Source organism: Caenimonas sedimenti, from assembly GCF_007833165.1.
In the GTDB taxonomy this organism is placed as follows: domain Bacteria; phylum Pseudomonadota; class Gammaproteobacteria; order Burkholderiales; family Burkholderiaceae_C; genus Ramlibacter; species Ramlibacter sedimenti.
This window is the reverse complement of sequence record NZ_VOBQ01000013.1, coordinates 15,825-41,066: the sequence shown is the minus strand read 5'-3', so window position 1 is coordinate 41,066 and position 25,242 is coordinate 15,825. Positions and strand designations below refer to the sequence as shown.

27 protein-coding genes are annotated in these 25,242 nt (G+C 68.7%); 14 read left to right on the top strand and 13 right to left on the bottom strand.

Annotated elements, in window-relative coordinates; translation table 11 throughout:
* Positions 1-31 precede the first annotated feature (31 nt).
* The 4 genes from FN976_RS16395 to FN976_RS16380 are packed head-to-tail and all read left to right on the top strand — an operon-like array spanning position 32 to position 3,344.
* Positions 32-895 carry a branched-chain amino acid ABC transporter permease gene (locus FN976_RS16395; protein ID WP_145894125.1) on the top strand — a complete coding sequence of 288 codons (864 nt, stop codon included), beginning with the start codon at positions 32-34 and terminating at the stop codon, positions 893-895.
* Positions 892-1,887: a branched-chain amino acid ABC transporter permease gene (locus FN976_RS16390; protein ID WP_145894124.1), complete on the top strand. Its 996-nt coding sequence runs from the start codon at positions 892-894 to the stop codon at positions 1,885-1,887. Before FN976_RS16395 ends, FN976_RS16390 begins: the two co-directional genes overlap by 4 nt.
* Entirely contained in the window at positions 1,880-2,638 is a 759-nt protein-coding gene (locus FN976_RS16385; RefSeq protein WP_145894123.1) for an ABC transporter ATP-binding protein, read from the top strand. The genes FN976_RS16390 and FN976_RS16385 overlap by 8 nt, the downstream gene beginning before the upstream one ends.
* The gene (locus FN976_RS16380) at positions 2,631-3,344 is read left to right on the top strand and encodes an ABC transporter ATP-binding protein (protein ID WP_145894122.1); all 714 of its coding nucleotides are present in this window, start codon (positions 2,631-2,633) and stop codon (positions 3,342-3,344) included. Before FN976_RS16385 ends, FN976_RS16380 begins: the two co-directional genes overlap by 8 nt.
* A gap of 18 nt (positions 3,345-3,362) precedes the next feature.
* Here the strand turns inward: FN976_RS16380 and FN976_RS16375 are convergent, their stop codons facing one another.
* Both FN976_RS16375 and FN976_RS16370 read right to left on the bottom strand, forming a co-directional pair.
* Positions 3,363-3,833, bottom strand: a complete 471-nt coding sequence (locus FN976_RS16375) for a DM13 domain-containing protein (protein WP_145894121.1) — start codon at positions 3,831-3,833, stop codon at positions 3,363-3,365.
* Between the two features lie 29 nt (positions 3,834-3,862).
* A complete protein-coding gene (locus FN976_RS16370) occupies positions 3,863-4,783 on the bottom strand; it encodes a LysR substrate-binding domain-containing protein (protein WP_145894120.1) in 921 nt (306 codons plus the stop codon).
* Between the two features lie 118 nt (positions 4,784-4,901).
* On the opposite strand from FN976_RS16370, the gene FN976_RS16365 reads away from it, so the two are divergent.
* Positions 4,902-5,552 carry an FMN-dependent NADH-azoreductase gene (locus FN976_RS16365; protein WP_145894119.1) on the top strand — a complete coding sequence of 217 codons (651 nt, stop codon included), beginning with the start codon at positions 4,902-4,904 and terminating at the stop codon, positions 5,550-5,552.
* Between the two features lie 10 nt (positions 5,553-5,562).
* On the opposite strand, the gene FN976_RS16360 is transcribed toward FN976_RS16365, so the two are convergent.
* The 5 genes from FN976_RS16360 to FN976_RS16340 form a co-directional block, all read right to left on the bottom strand.
* Positions 5,563-5,946: a hypothetical protein gene (locus FN976_RS16360; protein WP_145894118.1), complete on the bottom strand. Its 384-nt coding sequence runs from the start codon at positions 5,944-5,946 to the stop codon at positions 5,563-5,565.
* 64 nt (positions 5,947-6,010) lie between these two features.
* Positions 6,011-6,424, bottom strand: a complete 414-nt coding sequence (locus FN976_RS16355; RefSeq protein ID WP_145894117.1) for an FKBP-type peptidyl-prolyl cis-trans isomerase — start codon at positions 6,422-6,424, stop codon at positions 6,011-6,013.
* 49 nt (positions 6,425-6,473) lie between these two features.
* Complete coding sequence (locus FN976_RS16350) at positions 6,474-7,193, bottom strand: aldolase (protein ID WP_145894116.1); 720 nt, start codon at positions 7,191-7,193, stop codon at positions 6,474-6,476.
* A gap of 2 nt (positions 7,194-7,195) precedes the next feature.
* Positions 7,196-7,720, bottom strand: a complete 525-nt coding sequence (locus FN976_RS16345; RefSeq protein ID WP_145894115.1) for a GNAT family N-acetyltransferase — start codon at positions 7,718-7,720, stop codon at positions 7,196-7,198.
* Complete coding sequence (locus FN976_RS16340) at positions 7,717-8,289, bottom strand: helix-turn-helix domain-containing protein (RefSeq protein WP_145894114.1); 573 nt, start codon at positions 8,287-8,289, stop codon at positions 7,717-7,719. Before FN976_RS16340 ends, FN976_RS16345 begins: the two co-directional genes overlap by 4 nt.
* 73 nt (positions 8,290-8,362) lie before the next feature.
* Here FN976_RS16340 and FN976_RS16335 point away from each other — a divergent pair, with 73 nt between their 5' ends.
* A complete protein-coding gene (locus FN976_RS16335; protein ID WP_145894113.1) occupies positions 8,363-9,433 on the top strand; it encodes a DNA topoisomerase IB in 1,071 nt (356 codons plus the stop codon).
* Between the two features lie 21 nt (positions 9,434-9,454).
* Here the strand turns inward: FN976_RS16335 and FN976_RS16330 are convergent, their stop codons facing one another.
* On the bottom strand, positions 9,455-11,626 hold the full coding sequence (locus tag FN976_RS16330) for a hybrid sensor histidine kinase/response regulator (protein ID WP_255440497.1): 2,172 nt from the start codon (positions 11,624-11,626) through the stop codon (positions 9,455-9,457).
* An 84-nt stretch (positions 11,627-11,710) separates the two neighbouring features.
* Positions 11,711-12,490, bottom strand: a complete 780-nt coding sequence (locus FN976_RS16325; RefSeq protein WP_145894112.1) for a transglutaminase domain-containing protein — start codon at positions 12,488-12,490, stop codon at positions 11,711-11,713.
* 222 nt (positions 12,491-12,712) lie between these two features.
* On the opposite strand from FN976_RS16325, the gene FN976_RS16320 reads away from it, so the two are divergent.
* On the top strand, positions 12,713-15,067 hold the full coding sequence (locus FN976_RS16320) for a hybrid sensor histidine kinase/response regulator (protein ID WP_255440496.1): 2,355 nt from the start codon (positions 12,713-12,715) through the stop codon (positions 15,065-15,067).
* A gap of 3 nt (positions 15,068-15,070) precedes the next feature.
* On the opposite strand, the gene FN976_RS29215 is transcribed toward FN976_RS16320, so the two are convergent.
* A complete protein-coding gene (locus tag FN976_RS29215) occupies positions 15,071-17,443 on the bottom strand; it encodes a DUF3482 domain-containing protein (RefSeq protein WP_145894110.1) in 2,373 nt (790 codons plus the stop codon).
* 153 nt (positions 17,444-17,596) lie between these two features.
* On the bottom strand, positions 17,597-17,776 hold the full coding sequence (locus FN976_RS16310) for a DUF3606 domain-containing protein (protein WP_145894109.1): 180 nt from the start codon (positions 17,774-17,776) through the stop codon (positions 17,597-17,599).
* 196 nt (positions 17,777-17,972) lie between these two features.
* Here FN976_RS16310 and FN976_RS16305 point away from each other — a divergent pair, with 196 nt between their 5' ends.
* On the top strand, positions 17,973-18,179 hold the full coding sequence (locus FN976_RS16305) for a hypothetical protein (protein WP_145894108.1): 207 nt from the start codon (positions 17,973-17,975) through the stop codon (positions 18,177-18,179).
* Between the two features lie 36 nt (positions 18,180-18,215).
* A complete protein-coding gene (locus FN976_RS16300; protein WP_145894107.1) occupies positions 18,216-18,800 on the top strand; it encodes a DUF2059 domain-containing protein in 585 nt (194 codons plus the stop codon).
* 39 nt (positions 18,801-18,839) lie between these two features.
* Here FN976_RS16300 and FN976_RS16295 read toward each other — a convergent pair whose 3' ends face one another.
* The gene (locus FN976_RS16295; RefSeq protein ID WP_145894106.1) at positions 18,840-20,996 is read right to left on the bottom strand and encodes an AAA family ATPase; all 2,157 of its coding nucleotides are present in this window, start codon (positions 20,994-20,996) and stop codon (positions 18,840-18,842) included.
* A gap of 421 nt (positions 20,997-21,417) precedes the next feature.
* Between FN976_RS16295 and sugE the strand changes: the two genes are divergently transcribed.
* The 5 genes from sugE (at position 21,418) to FN976_RS16270 (ending at position 24,710) form a co-directional block, all read left to right on the top strand.
* Positions 21,418-21,738, top strand: coding sequence for a quaternary ammonium compound efflux SMR transporter SugE (sugE, locus tag FN976_RS16290; protein ID WP_145894105.1), 321 nt, complete (start codon positions 21,418-21,420; stop codon positions 21,736-21,738).
* Positions 21,738-21,980 carry a DUF1653 domain-containing protein gene (locus FN976_RS16285; RefSeq protein WP_145894104.1) on the top strand — a complete coding sequence of 81 codons (243 nt, stop codon included), beginning with the start codon at positions 21,738-21,740 and terminating at the stop codon, positions 21,978-21,980. Before sugE ends, FN976_RS16285 begins: the two co-directional genes overlap by 1 nt.
* A complete protein-coding gene (locus tag FN976_RS16280) occupies positions 21,980-22,552 on the top strand; it encodes a class I SAM-dependent methyltransferase (RefSeq protein WP_255440495.1) in 573 nt (190 codons plus the stop codon). Before FN976_RS16285 ends, FN976_RS16280 begins: the two co-directional genes overlap by 1 nt.
* A gap of 22 nt (positions 22,553-22,574) precedes the next feature.
* Positions 22,575-23,768 carry an L-talarate/galactarate dehydratase gene (locus FN976_RS16275; RefSeq protein WP_145894102.1) on the top strand — a complete coding sequence of 398 codons (1,194 nt, stop codon included), beginning with the start codon at positions 22,575-22,577 and terminating at the stop codon, positions 23,766-23,768.
* A 150-nt stretch (positions 23,769-23,918) separates the two neighbouring features.
* Positions 23,919-24,710, top strand: coding sequence for a sulfite exporter TauE/SafE family protein (locus FN976_RS16270; RefSeq protein WP_145894101.1), 792 nt, complete (start codon positions 23,919-23,921; stop codon positions 24,708-24,710).
* On the opposite strand, the gene FN976_RS16265 is transcribed toward FN976_RS16270, so the two are convergent.
* Positions 24,707-25,222 (bottom strand): hypothetical protein, encoded by a 516-nt coding sequence (locus FN976_RS16265; RefSeq protein WP_222432830.1) that lies wholly within the window; start codon positions 25,220-25,222, stop codon positions 24,707-24,709. The genes FN976_RS16270 and FN976_RS16265 overlap by 4 nt on opposite strands.
* Between the last annotated feature and the right edge of the window lie 20 nt (positions 25,223-25,242).

Here is a 25,242-nt window from a genome sequence, read left to right as displayed (position 1 = left end):
CATTTTTTTGAGCCACTTCCACAAAGCCCGCTTGGACCTCGCGAACTTCCTGATCCAGCTGCTGAACAGCGTGCAGTACGGCCTGCTGCTGTTCATGCTGGCCGCCGGCCTGACGCTGATCTTCGGCATCATGGGCGTGGTCAACCTGGCGCATGGCAGCTTCTACATGCTGGGGGCCTACCTGGCCTGGTCGCTCTCGGTGAAGACAGGCAGCCTGACGCTCGCCATCCTGCTCGGCACCGCGCTGTCGGTCCTGTTCGGCCTGCTGCTCGAGCGGGTGCTGTTCCGCCACTTCTACCAGCGCGACCACCTCGACCAGGTGCTGCTCACCTTCGGACTGATCTACATCTTCGAGGAGATGCGGTCCATCCTCTGGGGTGACGACGTGCATGGCGTGCAGATCCCGCAGCTGCTCTCGGCGTCGATCCCGCTCACCGACAACCTCTCCTACCCCGTCTACCGGCTGTTCATGTCGGGGGTCTGCCTGCTGCTCGCGCTGGGCCTGTACCTGCTGATCTCGAAGACGCGGCTGGGCATGAAGATCCGCGCCGGCGCCTTCAACCGCGAGATGACCGAGTCGCTGGGCATCAACATCAAGCTGATCCACTCGGTGGTGTTCGCGTTGGGCGTGGGATTGGCCACCATCGCCGGCATGATCGCCTCGCCGATCTCCAGCGTGTATCCCAACATGGGTTCGCAGGTGCTGATCATGTGCTTCGTCGTGGTCGTGATCGGCGGGATCGGTTCGGTGCGCGGCGCGATGATCTCGGCGCTGCTGGTCGGGCTGGTCGACACCTTCGGCAAGGTCCTGCTGCCCCAGGTGGCGGGCATGCTGGTCTACATGCTGATGGCGGCGGTGCTGCTGTGGAAGCCTGAGGGGCTGTTCAAGCAATGAGCGCCGCGAAGTCACATCTGGAGAGATTGCCGCGCGGATTGCAGGTCGCGCTGGTCCTGGCGCTCATCGCCCTGCTCGCGTTCCCGTTCGCCGCACCCGACTTCTACGTGCAGATGGTCGCGCGCATGATGATCCTCGCGATCTTCGCGATGAGCCTCGACCTGCTGCAAGGCGTGACCGGCCTCGTGTCGCTGGGCCACGCCGCCTTTTTCGGGCTCGCGGGCTACGCCCTCGCCTTCCTCACACCCGCCGGCAGCGCCGTCAGCCTGTGGTGGACCTTGCCGGCGGCGGTGGCCGCATCTGCGCTGGCCGCGCTGGTGATCGGCTTCTTCGTGGTCCGCACCCACGGCATCTACTTCATCATGGTCACCATGGCGTTCGCGCAGATGGTGTTCTTCCTGTTCTTCGACAACAAGGCGCTGGGCGGCTCCGACGGGCTCTACATCAACTTCAAGCCGAATGCGGGCCTGTTCGACCTGGAGAACAAGCGCGTCTTCTACTACTTCACGCTCGCGATGCTGGTGCTGGTCTACCTGTTCCTGCGGCGGCTGCTGTTCAGCCCGTTCGGGCGCGCGCTGGCCGGCATCCGCGTGAACGAGCACCGCATGCGCGCCATGGGCTACGGCACCTTCGGCTACAAGCTCTCGGCCTTCACGCTCGCGGGCGGACTGGCCGGGCTGGCCGGCTACCTTTGGGGCGCGCAGACCGGCTTCGTGAACCCGGAGCTGATGGGTTTTCACATGAGCGCGCACGCGATCATGATGGTGATCCTGGGCGGCATGGGCAACTTCGCGGGCGCGATCGTCGGTGCCTTCGCCTTCGAGCTGCTGCTCGACGAGTTCAAGGGCCTGCCCGCCATCGGCGGCTTCAACACCGGCAAGCACTGGCAGCTCTGGATGGGCATCTTCATCGTGCTGATCGTCGCCTTCGCCCCGCGCGGCCTGCTGGGCCTGGTCGAACGCATGCTGCGCCGGAAAGACGCCGATGGCTGAAGTCCTGCTCAGCGCCCGCCAGCTGACCAAGCGCTTCGGTGGCCTGGCCGCCGTGAACGACGTGACGCTCGACCTCTGGCGCGATCGCATCCACGCCGTGATCGGCCCCAACGGCGCCGGCAAATCGACGCTGACCAATCTGCTCTCCGGCGACCTGCGGCCCACGGCCGGCCAGGTGCAACTGGGCTCCCGCGACGTCACCGGCTGGTCGCCGGAAAAGATCTCGCGCGCGGGCCTGGGACGCAGCTACCAGAAGACCAACATCTTCCTGCCCTTCACGGTCTGGGAGAACGTGCGCCTGGCCGCGCAGTCGCGCCTGCCGCAGGCCGCCCGCTGGCTGCGCCTGGCCGCGAGCGTGGGCGAAGTCAACACGCGTGCCGAGCGCGCGCTGGAACTCGCGGGCCTGCAGCCGCGCCGCGAAGCCATCGCCGGCACGATCAGCCACGGCGAACAGCGCCAGCTGGAGATCGCGATGACGCTCGCCACGCAGCCGCAGGTGTTGTTGCTCGACGAGCCGCTGGCCGGCATGGGCACCGTGGAAGCCGAGCGGATGGTCGAGCTGCTGCTGCGGCTGAAGAAAGACCACGCGATGCTGCTCGTAGAGCACGACATGGACGCCGTGTTCGCGCTGGCGGACCACCTCACGGTGATGGTGAACGGCCAGGTGATCGCCAGCGGCACCCCGCAGGAAGTGCGGGCTGATGCGGGCGTTCAATCCGCCTATCTGGGCGAGGAGGAGGCCCATGGCTGACCGCCTCATCGAAGCCCGCGGGCTCCAGACCTACTACGGGTCCAGCCACGTGTTGCGCGGCGTCGATTTCCACGTCGACCGCGGCGAGACGATCGGGCTGATGGGCCGCAACGGCATGGGCAAGAGCACGCTCCTGAAATCGCTCATGGGCCTGGTGCCGCCGCGGGCCGGAACAGTGCACGTCATGGGCAAACCGACGGTAGGGCGGCCGCCGTTCGAGGTTGCGCAGTTGGGCGTGGCCTACGTGCCCGAAGGCCGCGGCATCTTCGGCACGCTGAGCGTGAAGGAGAACCTGGTGATGGCCGCCCGGCCAGGCACGCGTGGCCAGCGCGACTGGACGTATGAACGCGTCCTCCAGACCTTTCCGAGACTGCAAGAGCGCCTGGGCCACGGCGGCCAGCAACTCTCGGGCGGCGAGCAGCAGATGCTCACCATCGGCCGCGCGCTGATGACCAACCCGGACGTGTTGATCCTCGACGAGGCCACCGAAGGCCTCGCCCCCCTGATCGCGCGCGAGATCTGGCGCATCTGCGGGCTGATCCGTGAAAGCGGGATTTCCAGCGTGATCGTCGACAAGAACTGGAAGCACGTGACCCAGGTGACGGACCGCAACGTCATCCTGGTGAAGGGGGAAGTGGTCTTCGCCGGCACCTCCGCCGAGCTGCGCGCCCAGCCGCAACTGCTCGACCAGTACCTCGGCGTGTAGGGACAGGCCCGCGGGCCGTCAGCGGTACTTCGCCGCGGTGATGAACTGCGAAAACGCCTCGCACCACACCACCACGGTGTTGTAGCGTTCCACCGGCGTGCCGGCCGGCAGCGGCACGATGAAGTTCTCGAAGGTCTTGATGTCGCCCACTTGGAGCGACTGTGCTTTCAGCCGCACGAAGCCCTCGTGCGTGTCCACGAATTCCGGCACCAGGTAGAGCTTGTAGGCGGGGCCCGGCGCGACCCGGCCCGTCAAGGTGACGGCGGACGCGCTGATCGCGACCTGTCCCTCGCCCCAGTGCAAGGGGTCGCTGCCCTTCAGGTCGCGCTTGAATGCGCCCTGATAGCGGGCGCCTTGCGCCGCGGCTCGTACTTCGGTCTGGCTCGGGGGCGGCGGCGCCGAAAGGATCGGCAGGAAATAGATGCCCAATCCGAACCCGAGCGCAAGCACCGCGAGGTGCGACAGGGCCAGCAAGAGGATGCGCTTCATACAGGATGGTCGCCGCGATGCTGCCGGTCTTACACCGCGGCCGGGGAAACGACGCGTTCGCCGGCGATGTTCTCGCCCAGGAAGTCCAGGAAGCGCCGCACCGCGGGGACCATGCCGCGGCGCGACGGGAACGCGGCCAGGACCATGGCCGCTGGCGGCGCCCACCCCGGCAAGACCGGCACCAGCTCCTGGCGCCGCAGTTCATCGCCGCACAGGTAGTCGGGAAGCATCCCCATGCCGGTGCCTTGGACGACGGCGAACTTCAAGGTGTGCAGATCGTCCGCGGTGTAGACCGGGCGATGTTCCAGCGTGAACGCCTCACCGCCGGGCCCCACGAGGCGGATGTCGGCGCGCCCATCGACCGCGGACATCGCCACCGTGGGCAGATGCACCAGATCGTCGGTGGATTGGGGCGCCCCGAACCGCTGCAGCAGTTGCGGGCTCGCCACCAGCAGGCCCTTGGTCACGCCCAGCTTCTTGATGACGAGCGAGCCACTGTCCTCCAGGTTCGAACGCACGCGCAGCGCGACGTCCACCCCCTCCTGCACCAGGTCGACGACGCGGTTGGTGACCAGCATGTCGACGCGCACCTGCGGATGATGCGCCAGGAAGCGTGGCACGACCACGCCGATGGTGCTCTGCGCCAGCGTGACGGGGCATGTGACGCGCACGGTGCCGCGCGGCTCGGTCTGCACGCGCGCCACCGCCTCGTCGGCCGCTTCCGCCTGTTCGCGCATGGCGACGCAATGGCGGTGGTACTGCTCGCCGGCCTGGGTCAGGGAGAGCTTGCGCGTCGTCCGCTGCAGCAGCCGGACACCGAGGCGGGCCTCGAGCTCGGCCACGCGGCGCGACAGCTTGGACTTGGGAATGCCCAGCGCCCGGCCCGCAGCCGCAAAGCCGCCGTGGTCCACCACCTCGGCGAAGTACAGCAGGTCGTTCAGGTCTTGCATGTATTTCGTTCCATCAGCAGGACAATCTAACCTGAAACTGCCGACTTATCAATCGATCGACCTATCCGCACAATCATTCCCAAGCCCAGATCGGGTCAAACATCAGGAGAAAAGGTCCATGAAACTGCTTCACATCGATTCCAGCCCGCTCGCCGGCCAGTCTGTTTCGCGCCAGCTCACCCGCGACATCGTCCGTCAGTGGACGGCCCAGCATCCGGGCCTGACGGTCGAGCACCTGGATCTCGCCACCGACGCGCCCGCGCACCTGGACATGGACTCGCTCGGTTTCCGCCTGGGCCCCAACGCGGCCGGCCTGAGCGAAGCGCAGCAGCGCGAGAACGCCGTCTCTGAGCGCCTGGTCAGCCAGTTCCTCGCCGCCGACGTGATCGTCGTGGGCGCCCCGATGTACAACTTCTCCGTGCCCAGCCAGCTCAAGGCCTGGATCGATCGCGTCGCGCAAGCCGGCCGCACCTTCACGTACACCGAGAAGGGCCCACAAGGCCTGGCCGGCGGCAAGACGGTGATCGTGGCTTCCACGCGCGGTGGCGTGTATTCGACCAGCGCCGCGGGCTCCGCCATGGACCACCAGGAGAGCTACCTGAAGACGGTCTTCGGCTTCTTCGGCGTGACCGACGTGCGCTTCGTGCGCGCCGAAGGCGTGGCCATGGGCGATGCGGCCAAGGCGAAAGCCCTGGCGCAGGCGGAGCTGGCCATCAAGGCGCAGGTTGGTGTCGCGGCCAACCACGCGACGGCGGCGCTGGCCGCCTGATCCGGCGGGTTCAGGAAGCCGGGACGGTTCCCGGCCCCTGGGCTTCGGCGCGCAACGCGGACCAGGTCCAGGCGGCCCCCGCCAGGTCGGCCAGCCCGAACAGGATCAGCGTCCACGGCGCGCCGGCGAGCAGCACGAGCCCGACCCCCAGTGCGAAGAACGCGATGCGGCCGGGAATCGTGGCGCGAAAAAACGCATGCGCATTGCCGGCGGCACAAGCGATGTAGTAATACCCCACCACGATTGCCAGCGAGCCCAGGACGCGGATCCAGACTTCGCGTGCCTCCGGCACCCCGAGCATGCCAAGCATGAGGTTCGGGGCGAGCAGCAGGCCCAGGCCCGTCACGACGACGTAGATGCCGAAAGCCTTGATGGTGAATGCGGTGTGGCCCATGGTTGCCCCTCCTGTGGTGCGGGCCCATTCTGGGCCGCCCATCAGGACGAGGCAAGCGGCACGCCTACTTGCGGACCGAAATCAGCTCCACTTCGAACTGCAGGGTGGCATTCGGCGGAATCACGCCGCCGGCGCCACGCTCGCCATAGGCGATCGCCGGCGGGCAGGTGAGCTTTGCCTTGCCGCCCGGTTTCATCTTCTGCACGCCTTCCGTCCAGCAGGGGATGACGCGGTTCAGCGGGAATTCGATGGGCTCGCCGCGCTTGTAGGAGCTGTCGAATTCCTTGCCGTCCGTCAGCGTGCCGCGGTAGTGCACCTTGACGGTGTCGGTCGCAGCCGGCGAAGCACCCGAGCCCTCCTTGAGGGATTCATAGACCAGGCCGGTGCCCGTGGTCACCTTGGCCGTGGCCGCGGGGGTTTGCGCGCAAGCCGTCAGGGAGCAGGCGGCCAGCACGGCGCCGAGGAGAAACAATCGCATTGGATGAGCTCTGTGGTGGAGTGAACCCGCGATTATTCCCTGATCGCGCTCACAACGTCCGGCGCAGCGCGGCAAAGAACAATTCGGATTGCAACCGTTCGCCCATCGTCTGTTCGCCCACCCGCTGCGCCAGCGCGGGGTCCACCGGGTTCAGCGGCCGGCCGGTCGATTGCGCGAGCACCTGCACCATGGACGCCCGCTCGAGGTAGTACAGGTCGTCGTACGCGTAGTCGATGCGCGAGCCGCAAACGATGACGCCGTGGTTGCCGAGAAAAGCCACGTCCTTGCCGCCCATCGCGCGGGCGATGCGCTCGCCCTCGGACGAGTCGAGGGCGAGGCCGTTGTAGTTGGCGTCGATCGCGATGCGCCCGGCGAAGCGCATGGCGTTCTGCGACAGCGTGGGGTCCAGCGCCCGGTCCTGCGTCAACGTCAGGGCGGTCGCGTACGGCATGTGCACGTGCAGCACGCAGGCCTGCTGGCAGATGTTGTGGACGGCCGCGTGGATGAACATGGCGGTCGGCTCCACCGGGTGGCGCCCGGCCAACCGCTCGCCCGAGCCATCCACCATCACGATGTCGTCGGTGCCCACCTCGCGCCACAGCAGGCCGCGCGGGTTCAGCAGGAAACGGCCGGAGCCGTCCGGCAGCGCCACGCTGAAGTGGTTGCAGACACCCTCGGACAGCCCGTGGTGCGACGCGGCACGCAGGGCCAGCGCGAGGTCGGCGCGCAACCGGTGGACTCCCGCGGAGTCGAAATCTTCCTGGTGCATGGTCAAGCTCCTGGTCGGGCCAGCTGGCGATAGAAGTAGGTCGTGTCGCACAAGCCGCCTTGTGGCAGCAGAGCGTAACCCGGGATCAAGCCGCAGCGCTGCCAGCCGAGGCGCGCGTACAGGCGCCCGGCGTCCGCGCTCGCGGTGTCCAGCACCAGCAGCGTCTTGCCCAGGGCGCGCGCCTCCTCCTCCGCCGCCGCCATCAGTAGCGCCCCGAGGCCCTGGCGCCGGCCCCGCCGGTGCACCAGCATCTTGGCCACGTCGGCCCGGTGCGGCTGGTTCTCCGGTTGCTCGAGGATGAGCTGCACGGTGCCGACGATGCCCTGTCCGTCTTCGGCCACGAACAGCGCGCGTTCGCCACGCGCCGCGCTCGCGGCGACGTGCTCCCAGAAAGCCGTCGCGCGCTCCCGCGACAAGGGGTGCATGAAACTGACGGACGCGCCGCCTGCCACGCAATCGAGCAGCACGTCGGCCAGGCCCTGCAGTTGGGCAGTGCCGACGGAACGCAGGCGTTGGATGATGGTCATCGGGCGATCACGACCGCATAGCGCGCCGTCCTTCGGGTGGGGTTGTGGTACGAGACGGGCCGGTCCAGCACGTGCGCCAGGCAATCGCCGGCGCCGAGGCGGTGGGCGTCGGCCCCGACGGTGACTTCGATCGCGCCGTCGAGCACCCAGACCTGCTGGTGATAGAGCGGTTCGCGCGCGCCGCTCTCATAAGCGACACGCGCCTTGGGCGGAAACGACACTTCGACGATCTGGATCGGCGACGCCACACCGCTGGGCGAGACGTTGCGCCTCACGTAGCCGGAATGGGGGTCCTTCCACGCCACCTGGTCGGCACGCCGCGACACCGGGTCGTTCGCAGGCTCGGGCGGATCAAAAAGGGAGGCCAGCGGCACCTTCAGGCCGGCCGCGAGCTTCTCCAGCAGCACGGCCGTGGGGCTGCTCTCCCCGCGCTCGATCAGCGAGATCATCGAGCGGCTGACTCCGCAATGCGCCGCCAGCGCGTCCAGGGAGAGCCCCTGCCCCGAGCGCAAGTCCCGCACGCGCCGCGCGATGCGGTCGTTCAGGTTGGGCGCGGTGGTCTCCTTCATGCTGGAGCAAGTCTCCAGGATACTGGACAGAGCGTCAACCTGAGAATGCGCCCCTGGTCCACAATCGCTTCCGATGCCGACCACCGAGACCCTCGACGACCCGCGGGAGGCGGCCGAAGCGGCCGGCCTCACCTACACCAGCGATTCGCAGCGCGGCCTGCGGCGCGAGCCGGCGGGCGAAGGCTTTCGCTACCTCAAGCACAACGGGGAGCCGGTCACCGACGAGGCCACCCTGGCCCGCATCCGCAAGCTGGCGATTCCTCCGGCCTGGACTGACGTCTGGATCTGCCCTCGCGCCAACGGCCACCTGCAGGCCACCGGCCGCGATGCGCGCGGCCGCAAGCAGTACAAGTACCACCCCGATTTCCGCGAGCAGCGCGAGAGCACGAAATACGAGCACATGCTGGAATTCGCGCAGGTGCTGCCCGGGTTGCGCCGGCAGATCGCCGCCCACATGGCCTTGCGCGGATTGCCGCGCGAGAAGGTGCTGGCGACCGTGGTGCACCTGCTGGAGACCACGCTCATCCGCGTCGGGAACGACGACTACGCGCGCACCAACAAGAGCTATGGCCTGACGACCCTGCGCAATCCGCACGTGAAGGTGGAGGGGGCCGAGCTGCGCTTCCAGTTCAAGGGCAAGAGCGGCAAGACCTGGCGGCTGCGGATGAAGGACCGGCGGGTGGCGAAGATCGTCAAGGCCTGCCAGGACCTGCCGGGCCAGGACCTGTTCCAGTACCAGGATGACGACGGCGAGCTGCGCAGCATCAGTTCGGCGGACGTCAATGCCTACCTGAAGGAGGTGACGGGGCGGGACATCACGGCCAAGGACTTCCGGACCTGGGCCGGCACGGTGCTGGCGGCGCTGGCCCTGCAGGAGTTCGAGCGCTTCGACACCCAGGCGGCCGCGAAGAAGAATGTCCGGACCGCCATCGAGAAGGTCTCAGCCCGGCTGGGCAACACCCCGACCATCTGCCGCAAGTGCTACATCCACCCCGAAGTGCTGGGCGCGTACGCGGCGGGCGAACTCCTGCTCGAAGTGAAGGAACAGGTCGAAGAGCAGTTGCGCGAGGACTTGGCGTCGTTGAAGCCGGAGGAAGCCGCCGTCCTCACTTTGCTGCGCGCCCGCTTGGCGAAGGCCGCTTGAACTCGCGAGTCCAGGTTCAGTTCATTCGCCTTTCAGTGCCTGCGCCAGCATCTCCGCGGAGCACGGTTTGGGCAGCACCGTGAAGCCCTGCTGCGCGATGGCTTCCAGCTGCTCCGCGTAGCCGGTCATGAGGACGATGCGCACCTCGGGATGCCGGCGGCGCACCTGCAGGGCGAGCGCCATGCCGTCCATCTCACCGGGCATGACCACGTCGCTGAGCAGCACGTCCGGCAACTCGTTCGGGGCGCAGGCCGCGAGATGGTCGGCGGCGGCCTGGGCGCGGTGGTAGCGGGTCACCTTGCAACCCATGGCGTCGAGCACCTGGCGCAGCACGCCCGCGACGTCGTCGTTGTCTTCGGCCAGCAGCACCGTCAGGTCGAGGTGGCGCTCGAGCGCGGGGCCGCGGTCGCCCGCGGTGGCGGCGCGGCCGACGGCCGCCGGGAAGAAGAGCCGAACCGTCGTCCCCACACCCAATTCGCTGTCCACGGTGGCCGTGCCACCGGCGCGCTGGCACAGGCCGTAGACCTGGCTCAGGCCCAGGCCGGTGCCCTCGCCGACCGGCTTGGTGGTGAAGAACGGTTCGAACACCTTGGCCAGCACGTCCGGCGCGATGCCGGTGCCGCTGTCGCTGACCTCGATGACCACCATGGCGCCTTGCAGCAGGGGCGGCAACTGGTCGGCGTGCGTGTTGCGCGCTCGCAGCGCGAAGCGGCCGCCGCCGGGCATGGCGTCACGCGCGTTGATCGCGAGGTTGATCAGCGCCAGTTCGAATTCGGCCGGATCGACCAGGATCGCCTGTGTGTCAGGGGCCACGTCCACGGCGAGCTCCACCCGGCTGCCGAGCACCGGCGTCAGCAGATCCTTGACCAACGGCAGCTGGTCCTGCAACCGCAGCACCTGCGGCACCAAAGCCTGCCGGCGGGAGAAGGCGAGGAGCTGGCGCGTGAGCTTGGTCGCGGAGCCGACGGCCCGGCCGATCGATTCCAGCTGCGGCCCGCCCGTGTCCGGATGCTTGAGCTTCATCAGCGCCACGTTGTTGCTGATCACCATGAGGGCATTGTTGAAGTCATGCGCGACGCCGCCGGTGAGACGGCCCAGCGCCTCGAGCTTCTGCGCCTGCACCAGCGCCTCCTCGACGCGGCGCCGCGCCACCGTCTCCGTGTGCAGCTGCTGCGCCGCTTCCAGCGAGTCGCGGGTTCGCCGCAGCGCGGCTCGCGCCGCCAGGTACAGCCCCAACAGCGGCGGCAGGCCGAAAGCCGCCAGCCACGCCATTTCGTCCAGCCAGCGCCTGGCGATTTCGCGCGTGTCCATGCCGGTGCCGATGTAGATGGGGTAGCCGCCCACCTTGCGGAAGAACAGCAGCCGCTTGCGCCCGTCCACCGAGGACACGCCGTGCGCCGCCCCAGCCGTTTCTCCGGTCCGGACGCGCGACATCACCGGGCTGTCCGGTGCCAGCCGCCCCGGGCCATTGCGCAGCTGCGGCCAGCGCGACAGGATGCTCCCATCCTCGCGGAACATGGTCAGCGCGAGGCCCGGTTCGTCGGCGACGAGGTCGCGGTGCAGCTTCTCGAAATAGGCGGGCGTCAGGCCCGCCGACACCACGCCGAGGAACCGGCCTTCGCGGTCACGCCGGCCGCGGCTCATGTCGAAGAACTTCGTGCCCGATTCACCGCCCACCATGACGTCGGAAACGAACAGGCCGCCGGGGTGATCGAGGTGCCAGCCGACGTCGCCGCGGTCCGCGAGGCCCGGCTCGGGCGGCGGCGGGGAGGCGCGGTCGGTGGCGACCGCTTCGCCGGATGCGTCGCGGATCCAGATCGACTGGATCTGCGGGCGGTTGCGGGACATGGCCTGCAACTGCTGGTGCAACGCGGGTTCCCGCGCGCGCAGGCTGGCCGCATCCTCGACCCCGCTCGCATCCATCACGCGGGCCAGCAGGATGTCGTTGGTGTCGAGTACCTTCAGGGCGTGCTCGTGCGCGACGCGCAACGCGCGGTCGAGACGCAGTTCCGTGTCCGCGGCGATCCGGTGGTAGCGGTAGAAGCCCACGCCGGCATACGCCAGCACCGGCAGCATCACGCAGAGCCAGGCCAGGTAGCGCAACGCGTGCAGCGACTCGGACGGAGGCTTGGCGGGTCGGTCGGTCAGCGGCGGGGGCAACCCGCCCGGCAGGGGCAGCGCTTCTGGCGGCAAGGAAATCTCTGGCAGTGGTCACTGCGGAGCGTAGCCGAAAGGCACGCCGGACGCCGGATCGTCAGCTCATCCTTGGAGCCGCCGTCAGACTTCCGCCACGCTCACTTCCATGCGCTTGATTTCCAGCGGGCCATAGTTGGAGAGAAACGCCACGTCGGCGATGTCGCGCCCATGGGCCACGCGGACGCGCCCGCCGCGCGGCGCGTCCTGCGTGGCGTCGAAGGCGAACCAGCGGCCGCCGATGAACACCTCGTACCAGGCATGCATGTCCATCGGCTCCAGTCCGAGCAGGTAGCCGACCACCACGCGTGCCGGCATCTGCAGGCTGCGCGTCAGGGCCACCCCGACGTGCGCGAAGTCGCGGCAGACGCCGGCGCCGCATTCCAGCGTGTCGAGCGCGCAGGTTGATTCCTTGCTGACGCCGTAGCGGTAGTCCAGGTTCTCGCGGATCCAGTCGTGGATGCGCTCGGCCTGCGGGTAGCCCGGTGCACAGCCCTGGACGATGGCGCGAGCCCGCTCCTCCATCTTGTCGCTGGGCGCGTAGCGGCTTTGCAGCAGGTACATCAGCGTTTCGTCGGGCAGCATCGCGACCGGGACCTGCGGCGCATGGCGGTCGATGGCGATCTGGTCCTCGACCTCGACCTCCGACTCGACGCTGACGCGTGAAGCGCCCTGCGGCAGGGTGTAGCGCTGGCAAAGGTTGCCGAAGCCGTCGATGTATTCGCTGGCCGGCACCCAGGGCGCGATCTCGTAGCGCTCCGCCAGCACCCACTGGTTGGCGCCGCTGCGCGGCCGCAGGATGGCGACCAGCGGACAAGGCTCGTCGCACTGGATTTCGATGTCGTTGCGGGCTCGGAGTCTCATGGAGAAGCGTGAAGGGGGACAAAAAATGCCCGGCACGCGGGCCGGGCGGAACATTCCAAGGCATCGGGACGGAAGCGCCCCATCGGCAGTTTCGAATCCGCGACCAGGCTCGGCCGTAGGACCCGCGCCGCGCGTTCTGCCGGACAAGGCCCACAACGCGCTCGGGCGCCGCCATGGCCGAGCAGGCGCCGCTTAGACTCCGAAGCACACGCAGCTCACATCGTGCCCTTGTCCGCCCTGCCCGCCCACGTTCTGCTCGTCGACGACCAGCCCGCCAACCTGCTGGCCCTCGAGGCCGTGCTCGACAGCCTCGGTGTCAACCTGGTGCGCGCCATGTCCGGCACCGAGGCGCTGGCCCATGTCGAGCAGCAGGATTTCGCGGCCGTGCTGCTCGATGTGCGGATGCCGGGCATGGACGGTTTCGAGGTCGCGCGCGAAATCCGCCGGCGCCCGCGTTCGCAGTCCACCCCCATCCTGTTCGTGACCGCCGGCGATGACCCGGACGAAGCGATGAAGTCGGCGTACGCGCTGGGCGCGGTGGACTTCCTGGCCAAGCCGCTGCGCTCCGAGGTGATCAAGGCCAAGGTCGGCGTGTTCGTCGACCTGTATCGCAGCAAGGAGGAATTGCGAGCCAGCCGCGACGAGCGCCTGCGTCTCGCCACCGAAGCCAGCGGCCTGGGCGTGTGGGTCTGGGAACCGGACGGCGACCAGGTGACCTGGGAGCACAGCTGGCTCGCGGACATGATGGGCATCTCGCGCAGCGAGCCGCCGCCCAACGCCGAGCGGTTCCGCAACGAGTTCATCCACCTCGACGACCGGGAGGAGTTCCGCGATGCCGCGCGCAACACGCTGCGCACCGGCGCGCCGTTCTTCTTCCAGGGCCGCATCCACCGCAAGTCCGACGGCGCGCTGCGCTGGCTCGAGCTGCGCGGGCGCCTGCAGCCCGCCTATGGCGCGCGGCCGCGGCAGGTGATCGGCACGGCGATGGACATCACCGAGCAGAAGCTCTTCCAGCAGCGGCTGCAGGCCAACGAGGAGCGCTACCGGACGCTGTTCGAGTCGATCGACGAGGGTTTCTGCCTGATCCAGATGCTGCGCGACCCGCGGGGCGTCGCGCATGACTACCGGTTCCTGGAAGCCAACGAGGCATTCAGCATGCATACCGGCCTGCGGGACGTCGTCGGCCGGACCATCTGCGAACTGGTTCCGGGCCATGAGACGCACTGGTTCGAAATCTACGACAAGGTCGCACGCGGCGGCGAGGCGGTCCGCTTCGTCGAGGAAGCCAAGGCCATGGGGCGCTGGTTCGATGTGTATGCGGCTCGGCTGGGGGGGCCGGGGAGCGATCGCGTCGCGGTGCTGTTCACCGACATCACGGCGCGCCTGAAGGCGGAGCAGGACTTGCGGCGCCTGGCCGACGAACTGGCCCAGGCCGACCGCCACAAGACGGAGTTTCTCGCCACGCTCGCGCACGAGCTGCGCAACCCGCTCGCCCCGCTCAGCAACGGTTTGCATCTCATGCGCCTGTCGGCCGGCAAGGCCGAAGTGGTGGAGAGGACGCGACAGATGATGGAGCGGCAGGTGCAGCACATGGTCCACCTGGTGGACGACCTGCTGGACGTGGCGCGCATCAGCACGGGCAAGGTCGAACTGCGGCGCGAGCGCGTGGACCTGAAGGACGTCGTCGCGACGGCCGTGGAAACCAGCGCCTCGCTGATCGAGGCCGGGCAGCATCGGCTGACGGTGACCCTGCCCGAGGAAGCGATGGCCATGGATGCCGACCCGACGCGCCTCGCGCAGGTGGTCAGCAACCTGCTGAACAACGCGGCCAAGTACACCCCGACTGGCGGCGCGATCTCGCTGACCGTGCGCCATGCCGGCGAGCAGGCCGAGCTGACGGTGACCGACACCGGCATCGGCATCCCGGCGGAGGCGATCACGCAGGTGTTCCAGATGTTCGCGCAGGTCGGCCGGGCGCCCGGCCAGGGCGGGCTCGGCATCGGCCTGTCGCTGGTGCGCAGCCTGGTGGAACTGCACGGCGGCAGCGTCGCGGTGGCGAGCCCTGGCTCGGGGCTGGGCAGTTCTTTCACCGTGCGCCTTCCGCTGCTGGAGACCGGGGTCGCCACCGGCGCCGCAAGGCCGGCGTCGGCGCGGCCCGCAGGCGAAGCACGCAACTTGCGCGTGCTGGTCGTGGACGACAACGTGGACGCCGCCGAGAGCCTGGGCGTGCTGCTGGAACTGGAAGGGCATGCCACGCGCATCGCCCACGACGGCACCCAGGGCCTGGCACTGGCGCGCGAGATGGAACCCGACATCGTGTTCCTCGACATCGGGCTGCCCGACCTGAGCGGCTACGAAGTCGCGCAGCGGATGCGCGCCCTGCCCGCCTTGCACCGCACTTTCCTGGTGGCGCTGACGGGCTGGGGCACAAAGGAAGACCGGGCCCGCTCGCGCGAGAGCGGCTTCGACCGCCACCTCACCAAGCCGGCCGGCTTGGCGGCAGTCGAACAGTTGCTGCGCGAGGCCGCGGACCGGCAGGCCGCGCCGAGCCAACAATTGGAATCTGACCCCAATTAGTTGCTAGAGGCGCGCGAGGACCTGCCGCACCAGCGCATTGAGCTTGGCGGCCAGCGGCTGGCGGAGGCTCGCTGCGTCGCCGGACGCGCGGACCTGCCGCCAGAATTCCGCGAACGACTCGCGCGCGCCTTCCACCGCCGCGACCACCTCGCTGCGCCACGCCGGTGGCGTGGCCGCGGCGAGGCCTGGTCCACCGCGGCTGCGGTGAACCACGGCCAGGTAGCGCAGCAGCGCGGCCTCGGCCAGCGACTGCATCATCTCGTCGCTCAGCTGGACCTGTGCGGTCCCGGCGGAGCCGCCGCGATTGCGCCAGGCGGCGGCCACGTAGGCGGCGCCGCCACCCAGCATGGCACCCAACGCGGTGGCCGCGCCCAGCGTCAGTCCGCCGGTGACGAGGTCGATGCCCGCCCCCATGGCGGCACCGGTCGCGGCGCCCGCCATGCCGGCTTGCGGCGAATCCAGCGGCGCCTGCACCGTGAAGCGCTCGCCGGTCAGCGCGGCGGGCGCCGTCGGCAGCGCCTCATCGACGCCGTACATTCGCATCAGCTCGGCCAGGTGCGTCGCTTCCGCCTCCCGCAGGCGCAGCACCATGGCGTCCTGCGCAGCCTGGCGCAGCCGCTGCCCGGCTTCGCGGTCCCCGGTGCTCACCAGCCGCTTCAGCGACAGCGAGCCGCCTGCCGCCTCCGTATCGCGCGCGGCCTGCAGGAGCAGATCGGCCACGAGCTGCATGGCATCGTCGAGCCGCTGCACGTTGCGCTCGTTCCAGACTTCCGCCATGCGCGCGAACCCCGCCCGCTTGCCCTGCGGCAGCCGCCCGGTGATGGCGTCGAGCAGCAAGGCGTCGCGGCTCCAGTTGCCGGTGCAATCGCGCAGCGCCAGCACGTCCGCCGGCAGGGCCGCGCGGCGGACGGCCGCGCGGTAGGCGGCCAGCTCGTCGGCGCCTTCGTCGCCGCCGCCCACCAGCACCAGGGCGGGCCGGTCCAACCAATGCAGCAGCCGCGATGCCGCCTGCAGGTCCTCGGGCTGCGCGGGCAGCAGCAGGACGAGGTCGGCTTCCTGCAGCGCGCTCGTGAGGGCGTCGCCGCGGGGCGCCGGCGCGGACGAGCGGAAGCGCCCCATCAGGTCCTGCAGCCAGGCCCGCGCGGGACTCGGGCCGCTGGCGAGCGCGGGCGCCACCGGCGTGGGCGGCCGCGTCCCGAGCGGGATGTCGAACAGGCGCAAGGCATCGCCCTTGGGCGTGGCCAGGACCGTCCAGGGCGCCTCCAGCCGCGTCGGCGGCACCCGGCCGGCCGCCTGCCGCATGGCCTGCAACAGCAGCACACGGGCGTCCTCGTCGAATGCCAGGACCCCCACGGTCACGCGTGCCGGGCTCACCCGCGCCAGCACCTGCACGAAGTAGGGGTCCCGCAGGTCGAAGGCCACCGCCCTGCCGAGCCGCCTCGCGCGCCATCCGGCCACTGCCGCCAGGACCGCACGCGGGAGCACCACCACCAGCAACAGGAGGCCCAGGTACAGGCCGACCCAGCGCCGGGCTTCCTCGACGCCGATCGCCGCGCCGGAGCTGAATCGCATGCGCTGCAAGTCGGCCAGGCTGAAGCCCTCCAGCGGCAACAGCGCCACCACCGGCGCGAACAGCACGCTCAGGAAGGTGTGCACCTGGTGCAGCTCGAGCAGCGTGCTCTCCCAGCCGACGCGGTATTCGCGTACCACGCCGCCCAGTGCAATGGACAAGGCCAGGCCCACGGCCCAGCCCGCCGCCGTGGCGTGGAGGACCTGCTTGCCCCACAGCACCTGCTGGGGACCCGTGGTGCGCAGCCATTGCTGCTGGAAGCGCGCCAGGACGTCCCGGCGCAGGCGGCCGGGGCGCGCGCCGATGCGGGGTTCGCGCGCCAGCCACTGCTGCAGCGCCGCCAGCGGTGAAGCCTCGGCCCAGCGCCGCGGCAGGAACCAGGCCACCACGAGCCCGGCGTAGGCGAGCAGGTTCCAAAGAAGCACCGCGAGCAGCGGCGGCGAGAGCATGTTGACGCGCTGGGGATTGTCGATGCGGTCGATCGCCGCGCCCAGCACGCAGGCGGCCAGCGGCAGCAGCCAGGCGAGCCAGCGGCGCCAGGCCCCGGGCTGCTCCAGGGCGGTCAGCTGCGGATGCCGGTGCTCGACGGCGGCCAGCAGACGGTGCGCCCGCTGTTGCAGGTAACTGGCGCGGTCCAGGCTGGACGGCGGGGAGGACTCCCGGCTCGCCTCCAGCGCTTCCTGCTCCAGCCGGTCGCGCTCGACGCTGCTGAGCAGCCGGCCCTCCGTGTCCACGTCGTCGATGGCGCGCACGAGCACCAGGCGCCGGGCGCTGGCTTCATCGAGACGCAGGGTCGTGGGGTCCATGAATGTGCAACGCCAGTCTAGGCCCAGTGGTGCACATCCGGGGTAACTTTCCCCCTCGAAGCGCCTGCGGCGCCTCCCCCCAAGGGGGGGCGCCACCAGCGGCCTGGCAAAGCCGGTTTGGCGGTGGCCCGCGGATTGCGCAGTGCCGATCGGCTAGCGTGCCTGGCGCAGGAAGCGGCGGACGTTGTCCGGGTCGTGGCCGACGTAGGTGACCGCGTGCTCCAGCTCGGCCTCGCTGCAGTGGAGCCAGTTGCACCAATTGCGGCGCTCCCAGGCGGGCTCCAGGTGGATCAGCAGTTGTTCGTTGCTGCTCTTGCTTGCGTCTTCGGACATGGTGTGTTTCCTCTCCTAGCCGTTGGATCAACAGTAGGCGGGCGCCCGGCCGGGCACAGCAGGACAAGCGAGCCGCGCCTCGTCCGGGGAACCGATTGGCCGATGTAGGACTTCCTGCGCGCCGCATCGGGCCTCGACTACACACCGGCGGGCACTCGCGGCGCTAGGCTTGCGACAACTACCAAGGAGAAACGCCATGTTGGGCAAGCTCATCGCATTCGCCATCAGCTCGGGACTGGCCAAGAAGGCCTGGGACCACTACCAGGCCACCAGCCGCGGACGCGGCAACGTCAGCGACGTGAAGGCGCGCCCGGTCGCCGCCGCCAAGCCCAGGGCGGCGTCCACGAAGGCGAAAAAGGCACCGGCTTCGCGCAGCCGCAAGGCCGCGCGACCCTCGGCGTAACGGGGTGTGTCGGCGGTCCAACGTTTAAGATCGCCCATGCTCCAAAAATCCCTGATCCTCCTCGCCATCGTCGCCGCCTGCGGCACGGTCCAGGCGCAATCGACACCGGCCAAGAAAGAACTCGTCGGCAAGATCCTGAAGCTGCAGCAGCCCGGGATCGAAGCCATGGCCCGCGGGCTCACCGAAGAACCGGCCGCACGGATGTGGTCCCGCGCTGCCCAGGCTTTGCCGCAACGGGTGGCCCCGGAAAAGCAGGAAGCCGTCGCCCTGGAGATCCAGGAAGACATCAAGAAGTACGTGGAGTCCACCGTGCCGCTGGTGCGCGACCGCGCCATCCGGCTCGCCCCGACCACGGTCGGTGCGCTGCTCGAAGAGAAGTTCACCGAGGACGAGCTGAAACAGGTGCTCGCGATGCTGGAGAACCCGGTCTACGTGAAGTTCCAGCTGCACGGCGGCGACATGCAGAAAGTGCTGGCCGACAAGCTGGTCACCGACGCCCGGCCGCAGGTGGAACCGAAGGTGCGTGCGCTGGAGGAAACCATCGCGCGCCGTCTCGGCGTGACGGCCAGTTCCGGCGGCGCGGCGCCCGCCGCGGCGCCGAAGGCCTCGGCCAAGAAATAAGCAGCCAACGGGCGCCCGCTTCGCGCGGACGCCCCTGGCTCAGGCCGAGGTGCCCGGTTCGGCGGCGGCCGGCGCGGCGCCGTTCAGGCCGAGCCTGGTGTCGAAGCTGAAGGTCGCGGCCTCGAACGAGCGGATCTCGAACAGCGCCTCCTTCAGGCTCATCTCCCCGGCTTCCATCAGCTTGCCCGCCAGGTGCTCGGTGAGAGGCTGCAGGCGCGCCAGCAAGGTCTTGGTTTCGCCGTAGAGCCGCTCGCTCTGCGATTCCATGATGGTGCGCGTTTCCTCGTCGACCGTGCGCGAGGCCCCGCTGTCGTTCAGCGCGCCGAAGTTCAGCCGCGTCTTGCGGTACATGCCCATCTCGGCCACCGCGTGGTGCAGCAGCTTGGTGACGCGCGTGATGTCGTTGTGGGCGCCGTTGGTGGTGCCCTCCTCGCCGAAAAACAGCTCTTCGTTGGCCATGCCGCCCAGCAGCACGCGCACGTCGTGCTCGATGTCCGACTTGGTCTTCAGCAGGTTCGCGCCCTGCTTGTGGAAGACGAAGCCCAGCGCGTTGTTGCGCGGGTTGGCCTTGAGCGAGATCTTGATGGTCTTCATCTCGCCCTGCAGCTTCTCCCAGTCGCCACCGGCGCGCTTGCGCTCCAGCTCGAAATCGACCAGGAAGTGGCCCCATTCGTGGATGGCGATGATGCGGCGGTCGCGCTCGCGTTCCTTGGTGGTGTTCGAGTTGACGTTGCCCACCATCACGCGTTCGGCCGCCTGCATCAGGGTGGCGCCGTCGATCATCTGCCCGGCCTGCACCGCGCTGATGCCGGCCTGGTTGATGATGGTCTCCAGGTCCGCCGGGCTGCGGCCTTCCGTGATTTCCACCAGGTGGCGCAGGTCCATGTCGTGCGCGACCTTGCCCGCGCGCTGCTCGAGGTAGTGCTCGATGATGGCCAGGCGCTCTTCCTTGTTCGGCAGGCGGAAGTCCACCTTCATCTGGAAGCGGCGCAGCATCGCCTCGTCCATCGCCATCGATTCGCTGTTGAAGTTGGAGGCGACGATCCAGATGATCTCGGCCTCGTGGCGCGTGCGCACGCCATCCAGGATGGCCAGCAGCGAGTTCTGCGTGTCGTCATCGAACTTGCGATGGCCGCCCCGCTTCATGAACAGGTCCTGCGCTTCGTCCAGGAACACGATGCAGCGCTTGCGGCGCTTCGCCATGGAGGCGATGCGCGCGAGCGTGTTGGAGCCGCCCGCCACGAACCCGGTTTCCAGGTTGGCCGCCGAATGGAACAGGATCGGCAGGCCCAGCTCCTTGGCCAGGTAGCTTGCGAGCTTCGTCTTGCCGGTGCCGGCCGGGCCGCTGAACATCACGTTGAACGGCTTGTTGATGCCGTATTCCGCGTATTCGGCGCGGCGCTGGTACTGGTCCTTGATCTGGGCGACCTCGGCCTTGATGTCGTCCATCCCGACCAGGTCTTCGATGGAGCCCTGCACCTGGGCCGGCTCGATGAAGCGCAGCGTCTTGAACTGGCCCTTGAGGTGGAACGCCAGGAACCCCAGCAGGCCCAGCGTGAGCGCGGCCGACAGCGCACCGCTGACGCCGGCCTTCCAGCCGTCCTTCTCGGACTGCGGGCGGGCGCCGGAGAAGCGCTCGTCGAGCTTTTCGAGCATGTCGATGCTGGTCGCGGTCAGCTCGGAGCGCGGGATGAACACCATCTTGCCGCCCCAGGGCGCGGCGACGGCCCGGTCCGCGAAGATCTTGGTCTCCATGTCGCTGGGGTAGTAGGCGTACTGCTTGCCCTGCGACTCGATGAGGACGATCCGCTCCGACACGTTCCACATCAGCGGCTTGTAGATGACGGTGATGCGCTCGACCGGACGGTTGTCCAGGAAGCCCAGCACCGAACCGGAGCCGAACACCACGGGCAGCTTGTCATTGAGCGTCCAGAGCGCTTCGCCCCCTGCGGACATGGCCTTGACCTGCTCGGCGACGACCGCCTGGCGCTGCCACAGCACGAACGAATAGGTGCCGGTCAGCGGAATGAGGATGGCGACGGCCGCCAGGATGAGCTTGACCGCCGTGGTCTGGATGACGAACCAGTCCGAAAAACGGCTGGCGGACTTCTTGGCGGCGAGCCACAAACGGGGCGTGCCCGGCGCCGAGGGCGCACTGCCTTCAGCGGGATCCTTCGGGGCAGACAAATCTGACATGGCGTACCTGCTGCGGGTGCATGCCATGCGCGAGGGGCACATGGCGGAATTGGTGAACAAGTTGGTCAGCGGCGGACCGGGGGCACACTGGCTGAACGGGCTAGCTTGTCAGAGCTATCCTACAGAGATAGGTTTCGTGAGGCCAGTCCAAAATCCGGCCCGTGGCGCCACCGGGAAACCCGCGTGACTTTTTCACGTATTGGCAAACGCTTTACCGACCGCGCGGCCCGACTAGGGAAACCCGCAAGGAACTGGCACGCCATGTGCTGAATCAGACAAGACGAGCCGGGTTCTTTTTCAAGTTTCTTTCCCGGCTACTTATCCCTCGGTCCTTCAATGGCCCGAGGGATTTTTTCTGGCCCGGACGCGGTGTTGTCGGATACGGGAGAATCCGGTTGGTTCAATGCACACGGATAGATCGATGGCTTGGTTGCTTCTGGTCCTGGCGGGCCTGTTCGAGATCGGCTGGGCCATCGGGCTGAAGTACACGGACGGTTTCAGCAGGTTGTGGCCCTCGGTCGGCACCATCGCGGCGATGGTCATCAGCGTGGTCTTGCTGGGCATCGCGATGAAGTCGCTGCCGGTCGGGACCTCCTATGCCGTCTGGGTCGGCGTCGGTGCCGTCGGCACCGCCATCCTGGGCATCATCCTGTTCGGCGAACCCGCGACCGCGGGCCGGATCGCGAGCCTCGGCCTCATCGTGGCGGGGATCGTGGGGCTCAAGCTGTCTTCGGGTCATTGATGCCAGAACTTGCTCCGCTTCCGCCAGCACGCCCTGGCCGCTACCGCCACTACAAGGGCGGCGAGTACGAGGTCCTCGGCGTTGCCAGGCACAGCGAGACCTTCGAGCCGCTGGTGGTCTACCGACCGCTGTACAACGCGACCGGCCTGTGGGTCCGGCCGCACGCGATGTTCTTCGGCAGCCTCGTGGTCGATGGCCAGCTGATGCCGCGGTTCAGCTTGGTGGAGCCCTTCGAACCGTGATGGCAGATCCCTGGCTGGCACGCTGGCTGCCCATGGCCGTCGAGCACGCGGGCGCCCACCCGGTGCTCGAAATCGGCTGCGGCCATGGCGACGACACGGCGGTTCTCGCCGGCGCGGGCCTGAGCGTGCAGGCTTTCGACCTGTCGGCCGCCGCACTCGCCGTCGCGAAACTGCGGGTGCCGTCCGCGAAGTTCGAGCAGCGGGACATCCGGGAGCCTTTGCCCCTGCCGCCCCAGAGCGCGGGCCTGGTCGTGGCCAGCCTGTCGCTGCACTATTTTCCTTGGGCGCAGACCCAGGACATCGTGGCTCGCATCCACGCCGTGTTGCGCCCGGGCGGGGTGCTGCTGTGCCGGCTGAACTCCACGGAAGACCGCAATTTCGGCGCGGCGGGGCATCCCGAGATCGAACCCAACTTCTTCATGGTGGACGGCCAGCCGAAGCGCTTCTTCGACCGGTCCGCGGCCGAGGCTTTGTTCGCCCAGGGCTGGAAGCAGATTTCGCTGCAGCACTTCGTCACGCGCAAGTACGTCAGGAGCAAGGCGCTGTGGGAAGCCGTTCTCGAGCGTGTTTGACCTCAATCAGGAAATCAACCCAATGGCCGCAGTCGAATCCAACATCGTTTCGTATGCCCAGGTCGGGGCCGGGGCGCGGACCGCGGCCGACAGCGCCGACCGCATCGACTGGATCCAGCTTTCGCTGATCTACCTGCCCCTGGCCACACCGGTGAGCGATGCCAAGGTGCTGACTGGCGTGCAGAAGCCGCTGACCGAGATCGCTTTCGTCTTCTGCGAGATCCGCACGCGCGACGGCCACGAGGGCATCGGCTTCGGCTACAGCAAACGCGCCGGCGGGCGCGGCGTCTTCGCGCATGCCAGGGAGATTGCGCCCAACCTGCTGGGGCAGGACCCGAGCGACATCGGCAAGCTGTTCGTGCAGTTGCAGTGGGCCGGCGCCTCCATGGGCCGCGCGGGCATGACGACCCAGGCGATCGCTCCTTTCGACATCGCGCTGTGGGACCTGAAGGCCAAGCGCGCGAAGCTGCCGCTGGCCAAGCTGCTGGGCGCGCACCGCGACTCCGTGCAGTGCTACAACACCTCGGGCGGCTACCTGCACACCGAACTGCCCCAGGTGCTGAAGAACGTCGCGACGTCGCGCGAGTCCGGGATCGGCGGCATCAAGATCAAGGTGGGCCAGCCCGACCTGTCGATCGATGTCCGGCGCGTCGGCGAAGTGCGCAAGCTGCTCGGTGATGGTTTCCCCCTGATGGTGGACGCGAACCAGCAATGGGACCGGCAGAAAGCCACGCGGGCCTGCCGCGCCTTCGAAGGCTTCGACCTCACCTGGATCGAGGAGCCGCTGGACGCCCACGACCACGAAGGCCACGGCCAGCTGGCGGACCGCTTCGACACCGCCATTGCCACCGGCGAGATGCTGACCTCCTTCGAAGAGCACGCCCACCTCATCATGGCGGGCACGGACTTCATCCAGCCCGACGCGCCGCGCGTCGGCGGCATCACGCCTTTCCTGAAGATCATGGCCCTGGGCGAGTTCAAGCAACGCAAGCTCGCGCCGCACTTCGCCATGGAGATTCATTTGCACCTGGCCGCCGCCTACGGCATCGAACCCTGGCTGGAGCACTTCGAATGGCTGGGTCCGCTGTTCAATGAGCAGTTGCAGCTGAAGGACGGCCGGATGTGGGTGCCGGACCGCCCCGGGCTGGGCTTCTCGCTGTCGGAGCAGGCGATCCGCTGGCGCGCCGATCTGGCGGAGTTCGGACAGCGGCCCTGAAGCGGCCGGAAAGGGCCGGAACCGCCTTATCCGGGATCGGCTCGCACGCCCGGCGCAACCCGCGCCGGCACTGGGGCATATGCATATCCGCATAAGGCGCGGACCAAAAAATGGTTGGTTTCCGGCGGGGCCGGCCCCACAGTCGCGCGCATGCATGACTTTGCCTTCGTCTTCGCCGGATTCGCCGTCGGCCTCGTGGTCGGGCTGACCGGCGTGGGCGGCGGCTCGCTGATGACCCCGCTGCTGATCTTCGGCTTCGGCGTCAAGCCGTACCTGGCCATCGGCACCGACCTGCTGTTTGCCGCCGCCACCAAGTTCGGCGGCGCGGTCGGCCTGGCCCGTTCGCGCCACATCGACTGGCCCATCGTCGGGCTGCTCTCCCTGGGCAGCATTCCCGCGGCCCTCATCACGATCTTCATCCTGCATCGGGTGGGCCCGGCCAACGCGGCGGTGCAGGCCGTGATGACCACGACACTGGGCGCCGCGCTGCTGCTCACCGCGGCGGCCACGCTGTACAAGGCCATCAAGGGCAAGCAGGCACCGCGCCATCTAGAAGCCGCCGAGCTCGCCAAGGCGACGAAACCACGCCACTGGGCGCAACCGGTGCTGTTCGGCGCGCTCATCGGCCTGCTGGTCTCGCTCACCTCGGTGGGTGCCGGCGCGATCGGCGTCACGGCGCTGATGCTGCTGTACCCCGCCCTGCCTCTGCCTCGCATCATCGCCGCCGACATCGCCTATGCCGTGCCGCTCACGCTGGTCGCGGGGCTGGGCCACGCCTCCATCGGCTCGGTCGACTGGGCGCTGCTCGGCACCTTGCTGATCGGCTCGCTGCCCGGCATCTGGGTGGGTTCGCGCCTCGTGCGCATCGCGCCGGATCGCCTGATCCGCTCCTTGCTGTCCGTGCTGCTGGCCTATGCGGGCGCCCGCTTGATCGCGCTCTAGCCCCCGCCGGAGGCGAGACGGGCGCGCGCCGACCGCAGCAGGGCGCGAGAGTACAACTTGTGGAACCCGAGGAGGGCGCGGAAGAGGAATCCCATGCGGGCGCGCCCGCCATCGCCAGCGGCCTTCCCGGGAACCACGGCGGAGCCGAAATACAGGCGCGTGCCCGCGGCACCTTCCACCGGCCCGACCATCAGCCAGGACCGTGTGCGGCCGCTGAAGTCCGCCAGCATCAGCTGGCCCGGCGCCCGGCCCTCCACCGTCCACGCCGCGAAGGTGTCGCGTTCACCCGCGGCGAGCTGGCGCGCCTGCGCGTCGCTGGAAGGCTTGGACGCCAGCCACCGCAGGATGAAGCGTTCGGCCTTGAACAGGCGGGTGGTGTAGAACGCTTCCACGAACTCGGCGTGCGTCACGGCCCGGGCGATGTCGGTGGCGTAGCAGTCCGCATAGGCGCCGGCGTGCTGGTGGCGCAGCAGCAGCGCGGTGGACGGGAGCGCGCAGGGGCGGATGCTCATGGATGAGCCGCATTGTGCGC